At 51.5% G+C, this 14,101-nt stretch carries 16 protein-coding genes; 9 read left to right on the plus strand and 7 right to left on the minus strand.

Translation table 11 applies throughout. The annotated features are described in order from the left end of the window. The first annotated feature begins 31 nt into the window (after positions 1-31). From dnaX to IPQ00_08420, 4 genes are read left to right on the plus strand one after another with little or no spacing between them, the layout of a single operon-like run. Complete coding sequence (dnaX, locus tag IPQ00_08405; protein MBL0240579.1) at positions 32-1,948, plus strand: DNA polymerase III subunit gamma/tau; 1,917 nt, start codon at positions 32-34, stop codon at positions 1,946-1,948. Positions 1,949-2,002: 54 nt separating this feature from the next. Then, positions 2,003-2,905, plus strand: coding sequence for a TPM domain-containing protein (locus tag IPQ00_08410; protein ID MBL0240580.1), 903 nt, complete (start codon positions 2,003-2,005; stop codon positions 2,903-2,905). A gap of 3 nt (positions 2,906-2,908) precedes the next feature. Continuing rightward, a complete protein-coding gene (locus IPQ00_08415) occupies positions 2,909-3,625 on the plus strand; it encodes a nucleotidyltransferase domain-containing protein (protein ID MBL0240581.1) in 717 nt (238 codons plus the stop codon). 46 nt (positions 3,626-3,671) lie between these two features. Further along, positions 3,672-4,361, plus strand: coding sequence for a LemA family protein (locus tag IPQ00_08420; GenBank protein MBL0240582.1), 690 nt, complete (start codon positions 3,672-3,674; stop codon positions 4,359-4,361). Positions 4,362-4,453: 92 nt separating this feature from the next. Here IPQ00_08420 and IPQ00_08425 read toward each other — a convergent pair whose 3' ends face one another. The 7 genes from IPQ00_08425 to IPQ00_08455 all read right to left on the minus strand — a co-directional run bounded on the left by IPQ00_08425 (position 4,454) and on the right by IPQ00_08455 (position 7,237). Then, a complete protein-coding gene (locus IPQ00_08425; GenBank protein MBL0240583.1) occupies positions 4,454-4,783 on the minus strand; it encodes a hypothetical protein in 330 nt (109 codons plus the stop codon). A gap of 2 nt (positions 4,784-4,785) precedes the next feature. Then, positions 4,786-5,073 (minus strand): EutN/CcmL family microcompartment protein, encoded by a 288-nt coding sequence (locus IPQ00_08430; GenBank protein ID MBL0240584.1) that lies wholly within the window; start codon positions 5,071-5,073, stop codon positions 4,786-4,788. 9 nt (positions 5,074-5,082) lie between these two features. Then, a complete protein-coding gene (locus IPQ00_08435; protein MBL0240585.1) occupies positions 5,083-5,358 on the minus strand; it encodes a EutN/CcmL family microcompartment protein in 276 nt (91 codons plus the stop codon). Positions 5,359-5,385: 27 nt separating this feature from the next. Next, positions 5,386-5,664 (minus strand): EutN/CcmL family microcompartment protein, encoded by a 279-nt coding sequence (locus IPQ00_08440; protein MBL0240586.1) that lies wholly within the window; start codon positions 5,662-5,664, stop codon positions 5,386-5,388. 57 nt (positions 5,665-5,721) lie between these two features. Beyond that, positions 5,722-6,000, minus strand: a complete 279-nt coding sequence (gene eutM / locus IPQ00_08445; GenBank protein ID MBL0240587.1) for an ethanolamine utilization microcompartment protein EutM — start codon at positions 5,998-6,000, stop codon at positions 5,722-5,724. Positions 6,001-6,048: 48 nt separating this feature from the next. Beyond that, positions 6,049-6,849, minus strand: a complete 801-nt coding sequence (locus IPQ00_08450) for a class II aldolase/adducin family protein (protein MBL0240588.1) — start codon at positions 6,847-6,849, stop codon at positions 6,049-6,051. A gap of 70 nt (positions 6,850-6,919) precedes the next feature. Next, on the minus strand, positions 6,920-7,237 hold the full coding sequence (locus IPQ00_08455; protein MBL0240589.1) for a hypothetical protein: 318 nt from the start codon (positions 7,235-7,237) through the stop codon (positions 6,920-6,922). A 528-nt stretch (positions 7,238-7,765) separates the two neighbouring features. On the opposite strand from IPQ00_08455, the gene ruvA reads away from it, so the two are divergent. From ruvA to IPQ00_08480, 5 genes are all read left to right on the plus strand, one after another. After that, positions 7,766-8,377 (plus strand): Holliday junction branch migration protein RuvA, encoded by a 612-nt coding sequence (gene ruvA, locus IPQ00_08460; protein MBL0240590.1) that lies wholly within the window; start codon positions 7,766-7,768, stop codon positions 8,375-8,377. A 10-nt stretch (positions 8,378-8,387) separates the two neighbouring features. After that, entirely contained in the window at positions 8,388-9,149 is a 762-nt protein-coding gene (locus IPQ00_08465; GenBank protein MBL0240591.1) for a CPBP family intramembrane metalloprotease, read from the plus strand. Positions 9,150-9,169: 20 nt separating this feature from the next. Continuing rightward, positions 9,170-10,192, plus strand: coding sequence for a Holliday junction branch migration DNA helicase RuvB (ruvB, locus tag IPQ00_08470; GenBank protein ID MBL0240592.1), 1,023 nt, complete (start codon positions 9,170-9,172; stop codon positions 10,190-10,192). A 76-nt stretch (positions 10,193-10,268) separates the two neighbouring features. Further along, positions 10,269-11,921 carry a hypothetical protein gene (locus tag IPQ00_08475; GenBank protein MBL0240593.1) on the plus strand — a complete coding sequence of 551 codons (1,653 nt, stop codon included), beginning with the start codon at positions 10,269-10,271 and terminating at the stop codon, positions 11,919-11,921. Positions 11,922-12,318: 397 nt separating this feature from the next. Then, positions 12,319-14,061 (plus strand): carboxypeptidase regulatory-like domain-containing protein, encoded by a 1,743-nt coding sequence (locus IPQ00_08480; GenBank protein MBL0240594.1) that lies wholly within the window; start codon positions 12,319-12,321, stop codon positions 14,059-14,061. Positions 14,062-14,101: the final 40 nt, after the last annotated feature.

Consider the following 14,101-nt stretch of genomic DNA (forward strand, 5'->3'; position numbering starts at 1 on the left):
CGGCGTAACGAATTACAATTCAATATTCACAATGAGCTATCAGGTAATCGCCCGAAAATGGCGGCCACAAACATTCGAAGAGGTAACCGGTCAGGAGATCATTACGCACACTCTGCGCAATGCTCTCGAACACGACCGTTTGCACCACGCGTACCTGTTTTCCGGTGCCCGCGGCGTCGGCAAGACGACGACCGCACGACTGCTCGCCAAATCGCTCAATTGCCATAAGACATCAGGGCCCAATCTGACGCCGTGCTCCGGAGCGAATGAGGCAATGTGCCCTTCGTGCCTGGAGATTTCCGAGAGCCGCTCGATCGATGTCCTCGAGATCGACGCCGCATCTCATACCGGGATCGATGACGTTAGAGAAACGATCATTGAAAGTATCAACTTCAATCCTGCTCGCGATCGTTACAAGGTCTTTATTATTGACGAGGTCCACCAGCTTTCTAAGCCGGCGTTCAATGCTCTGCTAAAGACGCTCGAAGAACCGCCCGAACGCGTGGTCTTCGTAATGGCGACGACCGAACTGCATAAGGTGCCCGATACCATCCTGTCGCGTTGTCAGGAATTTCAGTTTCGAACCATTCCGCTACAGAAGATATACGATCGTCTGAAATTGATTGCCGATGCTGAAAAGATCAACATTGCCGAAGATGCCCTTCGCGAGATCGCCCGATCAGGTGAGGGTTCGATGCGTGACGCACAGTCAAACTTCGACCAGGTCATCAGTTTTTCCGGAGAGGCGATCACTGCCGCCGATGTAGCGAGTTCGCTTGGATTTGCCGGCGTTGAGATAATGACCCGCGTTATCACGGCGGTCACCGCACGCGACGCCAAAGATATCTTGTCGGTCGTCGATGACCTTGTCGGACGCGGCCACGATCTTCGCAACTTTTGTCGCGACTTGCTCGGGCTTTACCGCGATATGCTGGTCTATAAGGTCGTCGGCGACGATCCGAAATTCTTTGAAACTGCAGTCATCAGCCCGGAAATGATGAAAGAGTTGAGTAGCGGTTCGACTGAGGCCGACATACTTAGAGCTTTCAACTCACTCGCCGAAACCGAAACGAAACTTAAAGAAGCGACACATTCCCGATATGTGATCGAGATCGGCTTGATCAAACTCATTGAACTCAGACGGGTCGAACCGGTCGAGGATCTGCTACGGCGGCTCGAATCGATCACCGGCGGTAGTTTTGTAGCCACGCCACCTGCATCCTCACTGCATGCCGCCCCCGAAGAAAAAAAAACTCTTAAAATAGCCAATCTCGCCGCTTCTGTTCTTGCGAGTCCGCCTCCCGCAGAGACCGTTGAAGTTGCGGTTGCCGTAACGCCAGTTGAAGTGGAAACGGCGAAACCGCCCCCAAATGCCGTTGCCCCGAATGGGCAAGAACCGGAGTTCCCTCCAGACAACGACATTTTTGAAGAGCCGCCTTTCGATCCCGGATTTGAAGTTTTCGACACACCGCCGATCAACGTTGCTCCGATTGCTCCGACGCGGGAAGTTAGATCCGATCCGTCCAAAATGCCTGTGCGGCGGTTGCCGCCACCCACCGCGGACGAACTCGCACATTTCGACGATAAGAATCTTGATGCTTACTACGAGTTCAAACTACAGGTGACCGGCGACGATCTGCTTCCGATCCGTCAAAAATCGGAAATTATTAAAGCTTTATTGGATGAAGAAACGGTGATTCCCCGACAAATCCCGCGTCCGGTAACGGCACCGAAGATCGCGGCGGCGGTGGCCTATGACCTCAGCGATATGATGTCAACTGTCGAAGACGATATTTCGCCCTCAGAAATGCCAAAGTTGGGAGTTAGCCCAACCGACGACGAACTCCAGGCTTACGCAGCAGTCCATCCCGCTGTGCGTCGAGTTGTAAATGTTTTTCGCGGCAAGATCGTCGAAGTGAGTGACAATCGTCCGAAACCCCGAACATAGCTCGGGCACCCATCGTATTATTTTGATATAGTTATTGGGATCGTTACATATTGAATGAGAAGAACCTCTTTAATTGATCGGATCGGCTTATTCGGGGCTGTTTTGGTTTTGTTTTGTGCGGCTATTCCTGCATTTGGCCAGGACCAACCGTGGTCGCAAAACACTTCACCATTGCCGGCCCCTACCGGATTTGTCAATGATTATGCCGGTGTCATAGACGCCGTGACCAAACAACAACTCGAAAGCAAACTCAAACAATTTAAGGAGACTACCTCACCGTCAGTCGAGATCGCGGTAGTGACGGTTAAGTCGACCGGTGATCGAGCGATCGTTGATTATTCGCTGGCTGTTGCTCGCGGATGGAAGATCGGATCAAAACTCGACGACAACCCAAGTGCCCTTTTGCTCGTCGCCGTAGATGACCGAAAGTACTTCACGCAGATCAGTAAGGACCTCGAGGATGAACTCCCGGATGGGGTTGCGGGCAGCCTACAGCGTCAATATTTAGTACCTGAATTCCGAAAAGGCAATTACGGAAAAGGTATTGCGGATACGATCGACGCATATATTGAGACGATCAGAAACAAGGGAAATGCACCTGTACAAAAGCCGGGTGCGACGCCGACAGCGTCACGCGGAGGCGACGGATCGCCCGGCGGCACTTTGTTTTGCTGTCTGATGGTCATAATTCTTTTCATAATCGTTGTCGTCGCTTCGCGCGGAAAGGGCGGTCCGACCAAGGGCGATAAAGGGCGTTGGGGCGGAGGCGGATTTGGCGGAGGCGGCGGAGGCGGATCGGGTGCCTTGCCGTGGATCATAGGAAGTATCCTTAGCGGTGGCTCAGGTGGATCTTCGTCTTCGTCAGGTGACTGGGGTTCGTCATCGGGCGGCAGTGATTGGGGCGGATTCGGCGGCGGCGGTGATTTCGGCGGCGGCGGGTCCGGAGGAGATTGGTAGAAGATGAAGCAGCACTTTCAGGCATTTATTGACGATCTGGTATCGACCCACGGCAGCAACCTGGCCTCGGTCATTCTCTACGGTTCTGCGGCGGCAGGTGACTTCGTCCCTCGTCAATCGGATTTCAATATTCTTATCGCATTGAAAAAGATCGGTCCCGAGGAACTTCGCAGTGCTCACGGGTGCGTACGTGAATGGCGGCGAATGGGAAACCCTGTTCCTGTATATTTCACCGTCTCGGAATTGCAGAACGCGGCGGACGTCTTCCCGATCGAGTTTTACCAGATGAGTATCGCCCACAAAGTGCTTTATGGTACCGACGTGCTGGCAGGACTTAACATATCTGACAAATTTCTGCGGCATCAGGCCGAGTACGAGCTTCGCTCAAAACTCATCCAGCTTCGACGACAGTATATACCAGCGTCGATGTCGGTCGAGGGCCTCACGGCACTAATGGCCGAAAGTCTTTCGAGCTTTGCTGCTCTATTTCGTGCCGTATTGATCATCAAGGGAGTAAACCCGCCGGTCACAAAACACGAGATCGTTGAAATGACGGCTCAGCACCTCGGCGTAGACATTACGCCGTTTGAGAAAATATTCAATATCCGTGAAAATAATGCAGCCGGAACATTGAATGAGATTTCTGCAAACGCCCTCTTTGGCGAATATATGGAGCAGATCGAGAAAGTAATCGACGCAGTGGACGCCGCCGGACAGTGACAAACCGCGGTTTATTGGCAAATTTATCACTATCAGGAGATCTAATATGAAAAGAGCGATTTTATTATCAATAGTTTTGTTTGCGGCATTCGGCCTCAGCGGATGCAGTTACAATGACCTTACGGCTAAGCAGCAGCAGATCAAGGGCAAATGGGCGAACGTCGAAAGTGCGCTCCAAAGACGTGCTGACCTCATCCCCAATCTAGTCGAAACCGCCAAAATGGCGGGTATTCAAGAGCAGGAAGTATTCGGCCAGATAGCAGATGCCCGTTCGCGTCTATTGAATGCAACCGGCGCGGCACCGACGACGCCAGGAGGCGACAAAACACCGGAGCAAAAGCAGGCAGTGATCGACGCCAACAACAGTTTCGGCGGCACTATCGGACGCCTTTTGAGTCTTCAGGAAAACTATCCCGTGTTGCGATCGAACGAAGCATTTATGAAGGTGCAGGATGAGCTTTCGGGTACGGAAAATCGGATCAACACTGCTCGCTTGGATTTTAACGATGCAGTTACGTCCTATAACACCACTCGCAACTCGTTTCCGGCCGTGCTCACCGCAGGCTTGCTTGGCTTTAAGGAAGAACCATTTTTCCAAGCTGACCCGGCAGCCAAGACTGCTCCGAGCGTAGGTGATGCTAATTCAATGCGTAAGACGCAACCTGCGGCACCCGTTGCTCCACCCGTACCGGCGGCACCGGTAGCACCGGTGAACGCGGCACCGACTAAGCCGTAGTTGACTTGTGCTCAGATCAAGAAAGGACACGAAACAGATCGGGATCATCCCACCTTGTTTCGTGTCCTTTTAATTAGTTTTGACGTGACCGGCTAAAATCCTCTTGAATTACACATCGAGCAATGATCGCAGGGCTTGTTTCCGGGTTCAAAACCGCAAGTCGCCCCGTCTGGTTCATTTGCGAATACAGTATCCGCCAACGCTTCGAGCATTTTGAGTTTTTGCAGGCTTGGGTGCTTCTGGGCAGAAAGTAACGATCGTCGTTGGTCGTTCGAATGTGAAGACTCCAGTGCGTCGAGGCGTCCGTTTATCGTATCGAGTAATGTTCTGATCGCTGCGAGGTCGCTCGGATTCGAGTCGGCAGTGATAAGTTGGGCGATCTGTGAAGCCAGGTCTTTGATATTGCCGCTTTCCATTTCCAAAACTATTTAGTAACTCCCGGCAAAAGATCAATGTAGTCCACAACCCCAACTATCGCCGAATCAATTGCGGCACCGGCCTGGCCCGTGGACGCGGTCGATGCTCCCCAACCTTCCTGAACGATTATTACCGTGTCACCCTCGCCGGCATTGACAGAGTCCAGAGCGATGCAAGTGTACTCCATATCTTCGCCCTCCGGAGTGATCTGGCGGCAAAGCATTATACGCGTGCCCTCGTAACGCTGATTTTTCTGCGTTGCGACGACGTTGCCGATAACCCTTGCCAAAAGCATTTAATTTATCTATCCCTGAAAAACGTGGGCCTCAGAATCGATGATCCCGACGATCGTACAGTCAGTCGGCGTCTCGTCGCGTTTGAATGGAAACGAAGCCTCTTTTCCGCGACACCAAAAGACCAACTCACCCGTACCGGCACCGACGGCATCAAGTGCGATCATCGGCGAACCCTTTGGGTTGAGATCCGCATCCAGCGTCTGCACGATCAGCATCTTTCGGCCCTCGAGCGTCTGATTTTTGACAGACGAGACAACGGTTCCGATTACACGAGCGATCTGCATTTAAGTATTAACGAGGAATCTGTAGAATTACTTCCCGGCGGCGGTAAAATCGATCTCATCGATCACGCCGATGATGGCCGCATCGACCGGACAATCTTTGTTGCCCTCAGCGAGTCTCGCCGATGAACCGGAAACCACCATCACCTTTTCGTGGTAACCCGCACCGACAGTATCGACCGCCACCGTGTAGCCGCTCTGATCCGAGCCATCCAAATTGATGGGCTTAACAATGAGCAATTTCTTGCCCAATAGCCGTTCATCTTTCTGTGTGGACACAACAGTGCCTAAAATGCGTGCGATTATCATTTGTGCGTTGCTGGTTGCCCGCAGTTGCGATAGATTTCACCGTCGAACCGCAATCAATTACTTTTTGACGATCGGTAAAGTTTCGTCGACGCTTGCGTGCGGACGCGGGATAACGTGAACGCTCACAAGTTCACCGACGCGTCTGGCGGCTGCCGCCCCGGCATCAGTTGCCGCTTTTACAGCGGCGACATCTCCGCGGACGATCGCAGTGACAAATCCGGCTCCGATCTTTTCGTATCCGACGAGCTGTACGTTGGCAGCTTTGACCATTGCGTCGGCCGCTTCGATCATTGCCACGAGGCCCTTACATTCAACCATTCCCAATGCTTCTTGCATTTAGTTTTGCTCCTAAAATTACTTGTAGAACTCTACGTTTTGTTAAGTCTAACTCAAGTTGGCCGCTTGGCTCAAAAGCTCTATCAATTCTTCTCGCGTCAGCGACACTTTCGCACCATTTCCGCCTGTCTCTACGTTCGGCTCACTCTTAGAACCGCACACGATCCCATTGTCATGTAGATACCCGCACGACTGACATCGTGCGGCATCGGTCAGGTATCCGGCTTTCTCTCGGATGTTAATAAGCTTTTCGATAGCGTCGGCCGGCAGATCGACGGCGCCCCCGAGTGTTTTGGCGAGTATCGCGATCTTGGCCGTGTGTTCGAGAGTCTCCAGGCGGTCAAACGCCTGCCAGAGGTCTTCGCCGTATGCGACCGCACCGTGGTTTGCCATCAGAAGTGCATTGTGGTGTTCGACATACGGTTTCATAGCCTCGGTCAACTCATTTGTGGACGGTGTACCGTAATCGGTCAAGGGCACACAACCGAGAGTCAGTATGACTTCCGAAAGAATCGGCTTGTCGATCGCAAGGCCCGCGACGGCAAAGGCGGTTCCGTGCGGCGGATGAGCGTGACATACGGCTTTTATATCCGGACGCATCTTGTAGATCAGCAGGTGCATCGCGAGTTCCGAGGATGCCTTTTTGTCAGTCAGCGGCTTGCCGTCCATATCGGTCAGAGCCAGACAATCCTCCGTCATTCGTCCTTTGCACGTCATCGTCGGAGTCGCAAGTACCGTATCGTTATCAAGCCGAAAACTTACGTTGCCGTCCGAGGACACAACGTAGCTTCGTTCGTAAAGTAATTTGCCGATCTCAACGATCAGTTTTCTAGCCTGAGATTCGTCCATAAACAAGGAATCCACAGATTAACATAACAACTCGGTGCCAGTTAACCTGTGGAATCGAATATCGAAAATTCTAACGGTGAACGTGATGTGTCGCCGGCGGGGGAACGTGGCCGAGTGGCAACTCTTCCATACTCCTCAAATCCGCATCCGTTGAAACTGCCGGCAGATCTTGCTGAAGTTCTCGGATCTGGCTCTTCAATTCAAAGTTCTCCTGCCGAAGTTGCTCCATTTCGACACGTATCTGGCGTTTATATTCCCGATTCATTCCCCTATGGCGGTTGCCGAATCGTCCGCCGCCGATAGTTACGAAAAAGCTCGCAATAAACAGCCCCAACGAGAAAGCCCCGATGAACGGCACAATACGTTTAATAAATCCCTTCGTGTCCATTTAATTAAAACCTCAATACTACTATTCGATCACTATAAAGGAAATACGTCGGCATCACCCGATCGGATTCAAAAAAAGACGGTTAACACACAACCGTGGCGGATACCGTAAAACACCAAAGCTATTCAATGGACGACATCCGCTACATCTATCATATAACTTCGAACGGCTCGTGAAAAGCCTTTTTCATCGCGCACCTAAATTTCACCAAAATTCTTCCTGATCTTGACCCGTGAGTGGTAAGGATCGGCACTACGGTAAAGTTCAAGGTTGCAAAATCATTTGTCGTAGTTAAATGACGCCCAAGTCTACAAACGCACCAATAATCACGACGCGTTGCTCACGATCAAGACTCGGAATAATAGTAAGATGATAGCGGAGCGACAATACGTTGTATCAAAGAAGACGAGTCGTACAAGGCCGAGGACTCATCGACGGGTAGACCGATCAAACTCGAAAAACGCTAACTGCATCGTTGCCGATACCGATATTTTGATCTAAACTCAGCGTTTTACCGAGCAATACACAATGATCGCTTACCTGTCCGGCAAACTCTTAGAAAAGCACGCTAATACTGTGATCATCGACGTCGGCGGCGTCGGGTACGAGGTCTCGATCCCGTTGTCCACCTTTTACGAGTTGGGTGATATCGGTACCGAAATTAGTTTGCGGATCTTTACACACGTCCGCGAAGACGCCATTCAGCTATTTGGGTTTAAGACGCTGCGCGAACGTGACCTTTACCTTCGTCTGATTTCAGTTCAAGGGATCGGTGCAAAATCAGGTATTACGATGCTGTCGGGAATGAGTGCGGACGAGATCATTCTGGCTCTTCGCACCGACGATCTGGCACGTCTGACATCGATCCCGGGAGTTGGACGCAAAACCGCCGAACGGCTTGTGATCGAACTCCGCGACAAGGTCGGCGAACTTGTGCAGGGCGGTAACTCTGCTTTGGATAACGTCAGCGGAGCTCAAATTCCGGCCGACGATATATTCGAGGACGCTGTCTCAGCACTCACCAACCTGGGGTATCAAAGGCCTTTGGCAGAAAAGTCTCTCAAACAAGCGGCACAGGAAGGCGTCGAAATGTCGGTTCAAAAACTGCTTCGTCGCGGCCTGCAAATTTTGGCAAAATAGACGCCCTCAAATGCTCGAGATCGCCCGACATCTACGCAACGACCTTGCTCGCCTTGACCACAAAGCACTTTTTGCACTGGTTTATGCCGCCATCGGGTTGACCTGTATCACATATTTCAAAAATCCCGACTACCTCGCAGCGATACTTGCGAATACGCGGTTTGCCGCGATTGGAGATGAGGCTGCACGTCCGACCGCCAACAATTTATACAGTCTGATCTGGTGGGTAGCGGTTTCGATGACCTTCTACTTTGTTATTCCCGTATTGTTCGTAAAATTCGTACAAAAGCGGAATTTGAGTGACATTGGGATCGCATTTGCCATCGAGAAAGGCTTCTTGAAACTACTTTTCTTTTGCATCGCTGTTATGTTGCCGATAGTTTACTGGATGTCGCTGACATCTAGTTTTTCGGGTAAATATCCCTTTCTTAAGGTCTATAACGGTGATCCATACCTTGGTTCGACACTGATCATCTGGGAACTCGTATATTTCCTGCAGTTTTTCGGACTGGAATTTTTCTTCAGGGGTTTTCTGGTTCATAGCCTAAAACCTTCGCTTGGTTTTTATTCGATCCTCGTGATGACAGTGCCGTACTGTATGATCCACTTTCAAAAACCGATGCCCGAGGCGTTTGCTGCCATTTTCGCCGGCATCTTTTTAGGATGGATCAGTTACAAGAACGGTACGATCTGGCTCGGGTTAGTACTTCACTGCACCGTTGCCTTCTCGATGGATATTTTGGCTTTGTACGCTAAAGGGCTATTATTTTGAAAGTGGATACACCTGAGGCAATAGACCTTCGCAATACCGGCTCAGACGAGGAGACTCAGTTTGACACATCACTGCGCCCGACGCAGTTGGGTGACTACATCGGACAAAAGAAGGTAAAAGAAAACCTTCGGGTGTTTATGAAAGCAGCCTTGAAACGCCGCGAAGCACTCGACCACATTCTGCTCTCCGGCCCGCCCGGACTCGGCAAAACCACTCTATCAAATATTGTCGCGAACGAAATGGGCGCGGCGCTCAAATCAACATCCGGCCCGATCATTGAAAAGGCAGGTGACCTGGCGGCGATCCTGACAAATCTGGACGAGGGCGATGTGCTATTCATCGACGAGATTCACCGCCTAAATCCTGCGATCGAGGAGATACTGTATCCCTCGATGGAGGATTACAGCCTCGATATTATGATCGGTCAAGGCACCGCCGCCCGCTCGATCAAACTCGAATTGCCGAAATTCACTTTGATCGGTGCGACCACACGACCGGGAATGTTGACGGCCCCGCTTCGGGGGCGATTTGGCATTGTCTTTCATCTTGATTTCTACGGCACCGAAGACCTGCAAACCATCTGCGAACGCTCAGCCGGAATTTTGAACGTCGAGATCGACGCGAGTGGATCGCTCGAGATAGCCCGCCGCGGGCGTGGAACGCCGAGGATCGTCAATCGTCTACTCCGGCGTGTTCGCGACTTTGCCGAGGTCGATCACGACGGTCGGATCAACGAGCACGTCGCCGGCGACGCTCTCGACCGAATGGAGGTCGACAGCTTTGGACTTGATGAGATCGACGCCAAATTGCTAAAGACCATCATTGAGAAGTTTGACGGCGGCCCGGTTGGCCTGAGCACGATCTCGGCCGCCATTCACGAAGAAAAAGAGTCGATCGAGGAGATCATCGAACCATATCTGCTCCAGATCGGTTTTCTGAATCGCACTCCGAGAGGTCGAACTGTCACCCGACGAGCCTACGAACATTTCCGAATTCCCCCGCCGCCGTCGGCGGGCATTGCTGCCGGATTGTTTGACGAATGATCATTTGCCCATATTTCTAAACTTCGACGGATCAAATATTGCCGATATAGATCGATTACGCGATAATTAGGTCATTATGAAAATGACTGCAATGATCGCCGTTACCATTCTGGTATTTGCTGCCTCAATTTCAGCTCAAAATCGGTTCGATGGATATAACGTTATCGTCGATGCCGCTCGGACGCACACAAAAGCGACTTGCGCGGTTCGATATGTACCGCCTGCGACGACCATTACGATCACTGACCTAAACCCATCGACAGCGATGAAGGTTTCGTCGTGCGGCGGTTCCGGGGCATCGCTGATACAAAAGACATCCACGACTGCACAAGTTCGTGCTGCCGACACCGACTACAAGTGGTGCTTTCAGGGCGAGGACAAGGCATATCGCATTTCATTTCAAGGCGATCAGTATTCGGGCCCAATAACCTATATCGTTGCCGCAAAATCCGATGAGCGGTCGCGCGGATTTTATAATATCCGCGATTTTGGTGCTGTCGGTGACGGCCAGACCGACGACACGATCGCGTTTAAGAGTGCGATGGCCGCGTTGGCTACGGATAATGGCGGCACGCTAACGATTCCCGACGGCGACTATGTGATCACCTCGCCGGTGACGGTCCCTTCCGGCGTGATCATTCAGGGAACGAACGGTCTCCATTCGATGGCATCGACCAGTGATCTGACTCGCAAGAACCCAGCCCGAATTACTCTACGCGGTGCAAAAACGTCGCTGTTCCGCATCGGAGAATGCACTGAAAACGTGTCATTCAGGGATATTGAGCTTTTTTCCCAAAGCAACGATGACACTAACGGCTTCGAAGCCTACGGTGCATTCATCTCATCCCAGGGCTTTAATTTTGATCGGGTCACATTTCAGAATTTCAATCGTGGCATTAACGCCTATGGACTACCGCAGACAAACCTCGCATGGCAATTTGACTACGTCAAGATCAACGCTTGTCGATTTATATTTAACCGGGACACAGGACTTTTTGTGAACTCCCGCAATACTGACTGGAAGATAACGGGTAGCCTTTTCGTCAATCCGCGAAAGCAGAACGGACAAAATGCCAACTCGATGCACTTTGAAAGGGTCGGAATGGTATTGATCGAGGACACCTTCAGCGGAGGCTTTTCAAACGCACTCGGCGGTACCTTTATCAACATACTCGATAGCGGAACAACGACGATCATCGGGTCGCAAGCCGAGGCGATGACCGCTTCGATCGTGTACAACGCTGTGGAAAATCCCAATGCGGGCGACTATTCTTATCCGATCACGATCGTTAACTCGATCTTTGAGGATCCGATCATTTTCAAGGCTCGCCGCACCCTCGTCTCAACCGGCAGTTTGTATGGAGCTAAGACGTGGTCGGCCGATAATCGCGTCCGCGTTTATTCGACCGGCGACCGATTCTGCTACGACGGCTACATTCTAGGTTGTCGCGGTTTAGGCAAGTCCAATTTTGATCGAGCTACCGTCGTCTTTATGACCGGCCAACCGTCGGAAGGCCAGGTCCAAGGCCACCCGACATTCTTTGGTACCGACGTCCAGTTCGGCTCCGGTGTCCAGTTCCCCGCAATGCCGGTCAACACTCTGCCCGCCGGCAAACCAAACGGAACAATGGTCTACTGCTCCGACTGCCGCCGCTCAACCACCCCCTGCCAAGGCAACGGTAACGGAGCCCCGGCAATGATGGCGGGGAATCAGTGGAGTTGTTTATAGTAGACACCTACAAGGACTGTCGCCAAATGCTCGGATTTGGATACATAGTTTACTTCTCCCCTGCAGAAAACCGGAGGTGAATATGTTTGTATTACGTAATCGATTGACGTTGCCTGATAAGTCTAGAAAGCGGGCATCATTCTGGGTCGTGCTTTTGCCGTTTGTCGCAATCGCTTTTTTTGCTACTACACTAATTGCCCAGAACACGCGCGCCATTAAGAAAAAACAGGTTGTTAAACCAACAATTTCGGGGCGCACGTCTGCAAACTCGAGCAAGATGAGGATAAAGGTTCGCAAGAACGATGTGTCTAGATTTGAGGTTCGAACAGGGACCCCTTCAAGTCCAGCGAGTTTCAATGACGACACTCGTTCGCTTTCGGACGAAGTCACAAACGAGATGAGACAGTTGTTCAATAGTCGCCCGGAATTTGAGTTCGAAACACCTAAAACGGGAAAGACAGAGATCGTACCAACAGACCGAACCTTGGCCAGGCCGGACATCATTCCGCTCGCGCCGATGCCGACCCCTGCACTTACCTTCAATGGGATGAATCTTACGGCAAACGGAGCAGGTTGGCCGCCCGATACGGTTGGCGATGTCGGGGTAAATCACTATATTCAAGCAGTAAACTCGTCAGTTCGAATCTTCAATAAGGCCGGCACGACACTGTCTACATTCACGTTTGCATCCTTATGGGCGGCAGCGGGATCGGGGACGCCTTGTGATACGGGCAATAAAGGCGACCCGACCGTTGTGCATGACCCGAACACCGGCAGGTTCGTCGTGGCCGACTTTGCATGGAGCAATACTAAGGACGGCCCCTACTACGAATGTGTAGCCGTATCAAAAACCAGCGATCCAGTCGTGGGTGGTTGGTGGCTTTATGCTATCCGATCAGATGACGCTACACATCCATGGCTACCGGATTATCCCAAAATGGGCATTTGGCGCGACGCACTATATATGGGCACCAATATGTTCGATTGCACAAATTCATCATGTTCGGCAGCGACGTACCAAGGGGCCCGAGCATACGCCTTCAATTTTGCAAAAATGGCAGCCGGACTAACTCTTACTGCCAATGATGTTCAGGTAGTAGATATGGGCTCCAGCCGATTTACCGTAATCCCTGCTAATTATCGCGGCACCCTGCCGCCGCCGAGTACTCCAGCCTACTTTGTGGGTGAATCAGGGTCGCTATACGCATTCGAAGTGTTCAAGTTTAGTGTTAATTTCACCACACCTGCACTTTCTACCTTCAGTGGACCGACAAATGTAACCCAGTCGAGTTACACGGTCGGGTCCGCCACCTCTCCAGTTCCGGCAGGGGGGAGCGGTTCGATCGAAACGCTTAACGAGCGGATGATGATGCAGGCACAATATCGAAATATCAGCGGCGTCGAGTCCGTGTGGGTTAACCATTCGACCGGCACGGCTTCCACCAGCACTCCGGTTAGCATTCAATGGGCCCAGATCAATGTTACAGGCGGCACTGTGGTAACAACTCCCGTCCAACAGCAAATTTTTAATAATGGAGCCGACGGCGTAAATAGGTTTATGGGATCTCTTGCAGTTGATCGATTAGGAAATATGGCGATCGGATATACTGCCGCCAGTTTGACGTTGGCTCCGGATATCAGATATGCAGGCCGGCTCGCGAGTGACACGCCGGGGACATTGCCGCAAAGTGAGGTCACATTGCTACCGTCCGTGGCTCGCAGTGTTCAAACGACCTATACGCGATGGGGTGATTACAGTTCTATGTCGGTGGACCCTGTGGATGATTGCACGTTTTGGTATACCAATCAGTACTACGCCGCTGTAGGAACGGACTGGAATACTCGTGTCGGTAAATTTGTCTTCCCAGGATGTAGCTCTCCCACCGCAGGAAATGTTATTGTATCCGGTCGCGTTTTACTAGCGAACGGAATCGGTGTAAGCGGAGCATCCGTCACAATCGCCTCCCCTGACGGGTCAACCAGAAGCGTGCTGTCGTCACCGCTTGGTTATTACAGTTTTACCGGCATCGAGTCAGGCCAATCATACATCGTTCAGGTTTCGTCCAAACGATTTAGTTTTACATCGAGAGTCCTGACGGTAGACAACACAATCGAAAATCTAGACTTCGTCGCACAATAATAGCTCAAATGGAGCAATAAAAAAGAGCCTCGCCGATCGG

This window comes from Chloracidobacterium sp., from assembly GCA_016720705.1.
Classification (GTDB): domain Bacteria; phylum Acidobacteriota; class Blastocatellia; order Pyrinomonadales; family Pyrinomonadaceae; genus OLB17.

Excerpts from the sequence above, each read along its gene's own strand:
- IPQ00_08415 (MBL0240581.1), top strand. The coding sequence starts at position 2,909 with ATGAAGCAGCACTTTCAGGCATTTATTGACGATCTGGTATCGACCCAC.
- IPQ00_08435 (MBL0240585.1), bottom strand. The coding sequence starts at position 5,358 with ATGCAGATCGCTCGTGTAATCGGAACCGTTGTCTCGTCTGTCAAAAAT.
- IPQ00_08430 (MBL0240584.1), bottom strand. The coding sequence starts at position 5,073 with ATGCTTTTGGCAAGGGTTATCGGCAACGTCGTCGCAACGCAGAAAAAT.
- IPQ00_08420 (MBL0240582.1), top strand. The coding sequence starts at position 3,672 with ATGAAAAGAGCGATTTTATTATCAATAGTTTTGTTTGCGGCATTCGGC.
- eutM (MBL0240587.1), bottom strand. The coding sequence starts at position 6,000 with ATGCAAGAAGCATTGGGAATGGTTGAATGTAAGGGCCTCGTGGCAATG.
- dnaX (MBL0240579.1), top strand. The coding sequence starts at position 32 with ATGAGCTATCAGGTAATCGCCCGAAAATGGCGGCCACAAACATTCGAA.
- IPQ00_08465 (MBL0240591.1), top strand. The coding sequence starts at position 8,388 with ATGCTCGAGATCGCCCGACATCTACGCAACGACCTTGCTCGCCTTGAC.
- IPQ00_08480 (MBL0240594.1), top strand. The coding sequence starts at position 12,319 with ATGAGACAGTTGTTCAATAGTCGCCCGGAATTTGAGTTCGAAACACCT.
- IPQ00_08475 (MBL0240593.1), top strand. The coding sequence starts at position 10,269 with ATGAAAATGACTGCAATGATCGCCGTTACCATTCTGGTATTTGCTGCC.
- IPQ00_08410 (MBL0240580.1), top strand. The coding sequence starts at position 2,003 with ATGAGAAGAACCTCTTTAATTGATCGGATCGGCTTATTCGGGGCTGTT.
- IPQ00_08440 (MBL0240586.1), bottom strand. The coding sequence starts at position 5,664 with ATGATAATCGCACGCATTTTAGGCACTGTTGTGTCCACACAGAAAGAT.
- IPQ00_08455 (MBL0240589.1), bottom strand. The coding sequence starts at position 7,237 with ATGGACACGAAGGGATTTATTAAACGTATTGTGCCGTTCATCGGGGCT.
- ruvA (MBL0240590.1), top strand. The coding sequence starts at position 7,766 with ATGATCGCTTACCTGTCCGGCAAACTCTTAGAAAAGCACGCTAATACT.
- IPQ00_08450 (MBL0240588.1), bottom strand. The coding sequence starts at position 6,849 with ATGGACGAATCTCAGGCTAGAAAACTGATCGTTGAGATCGGCAAATTA.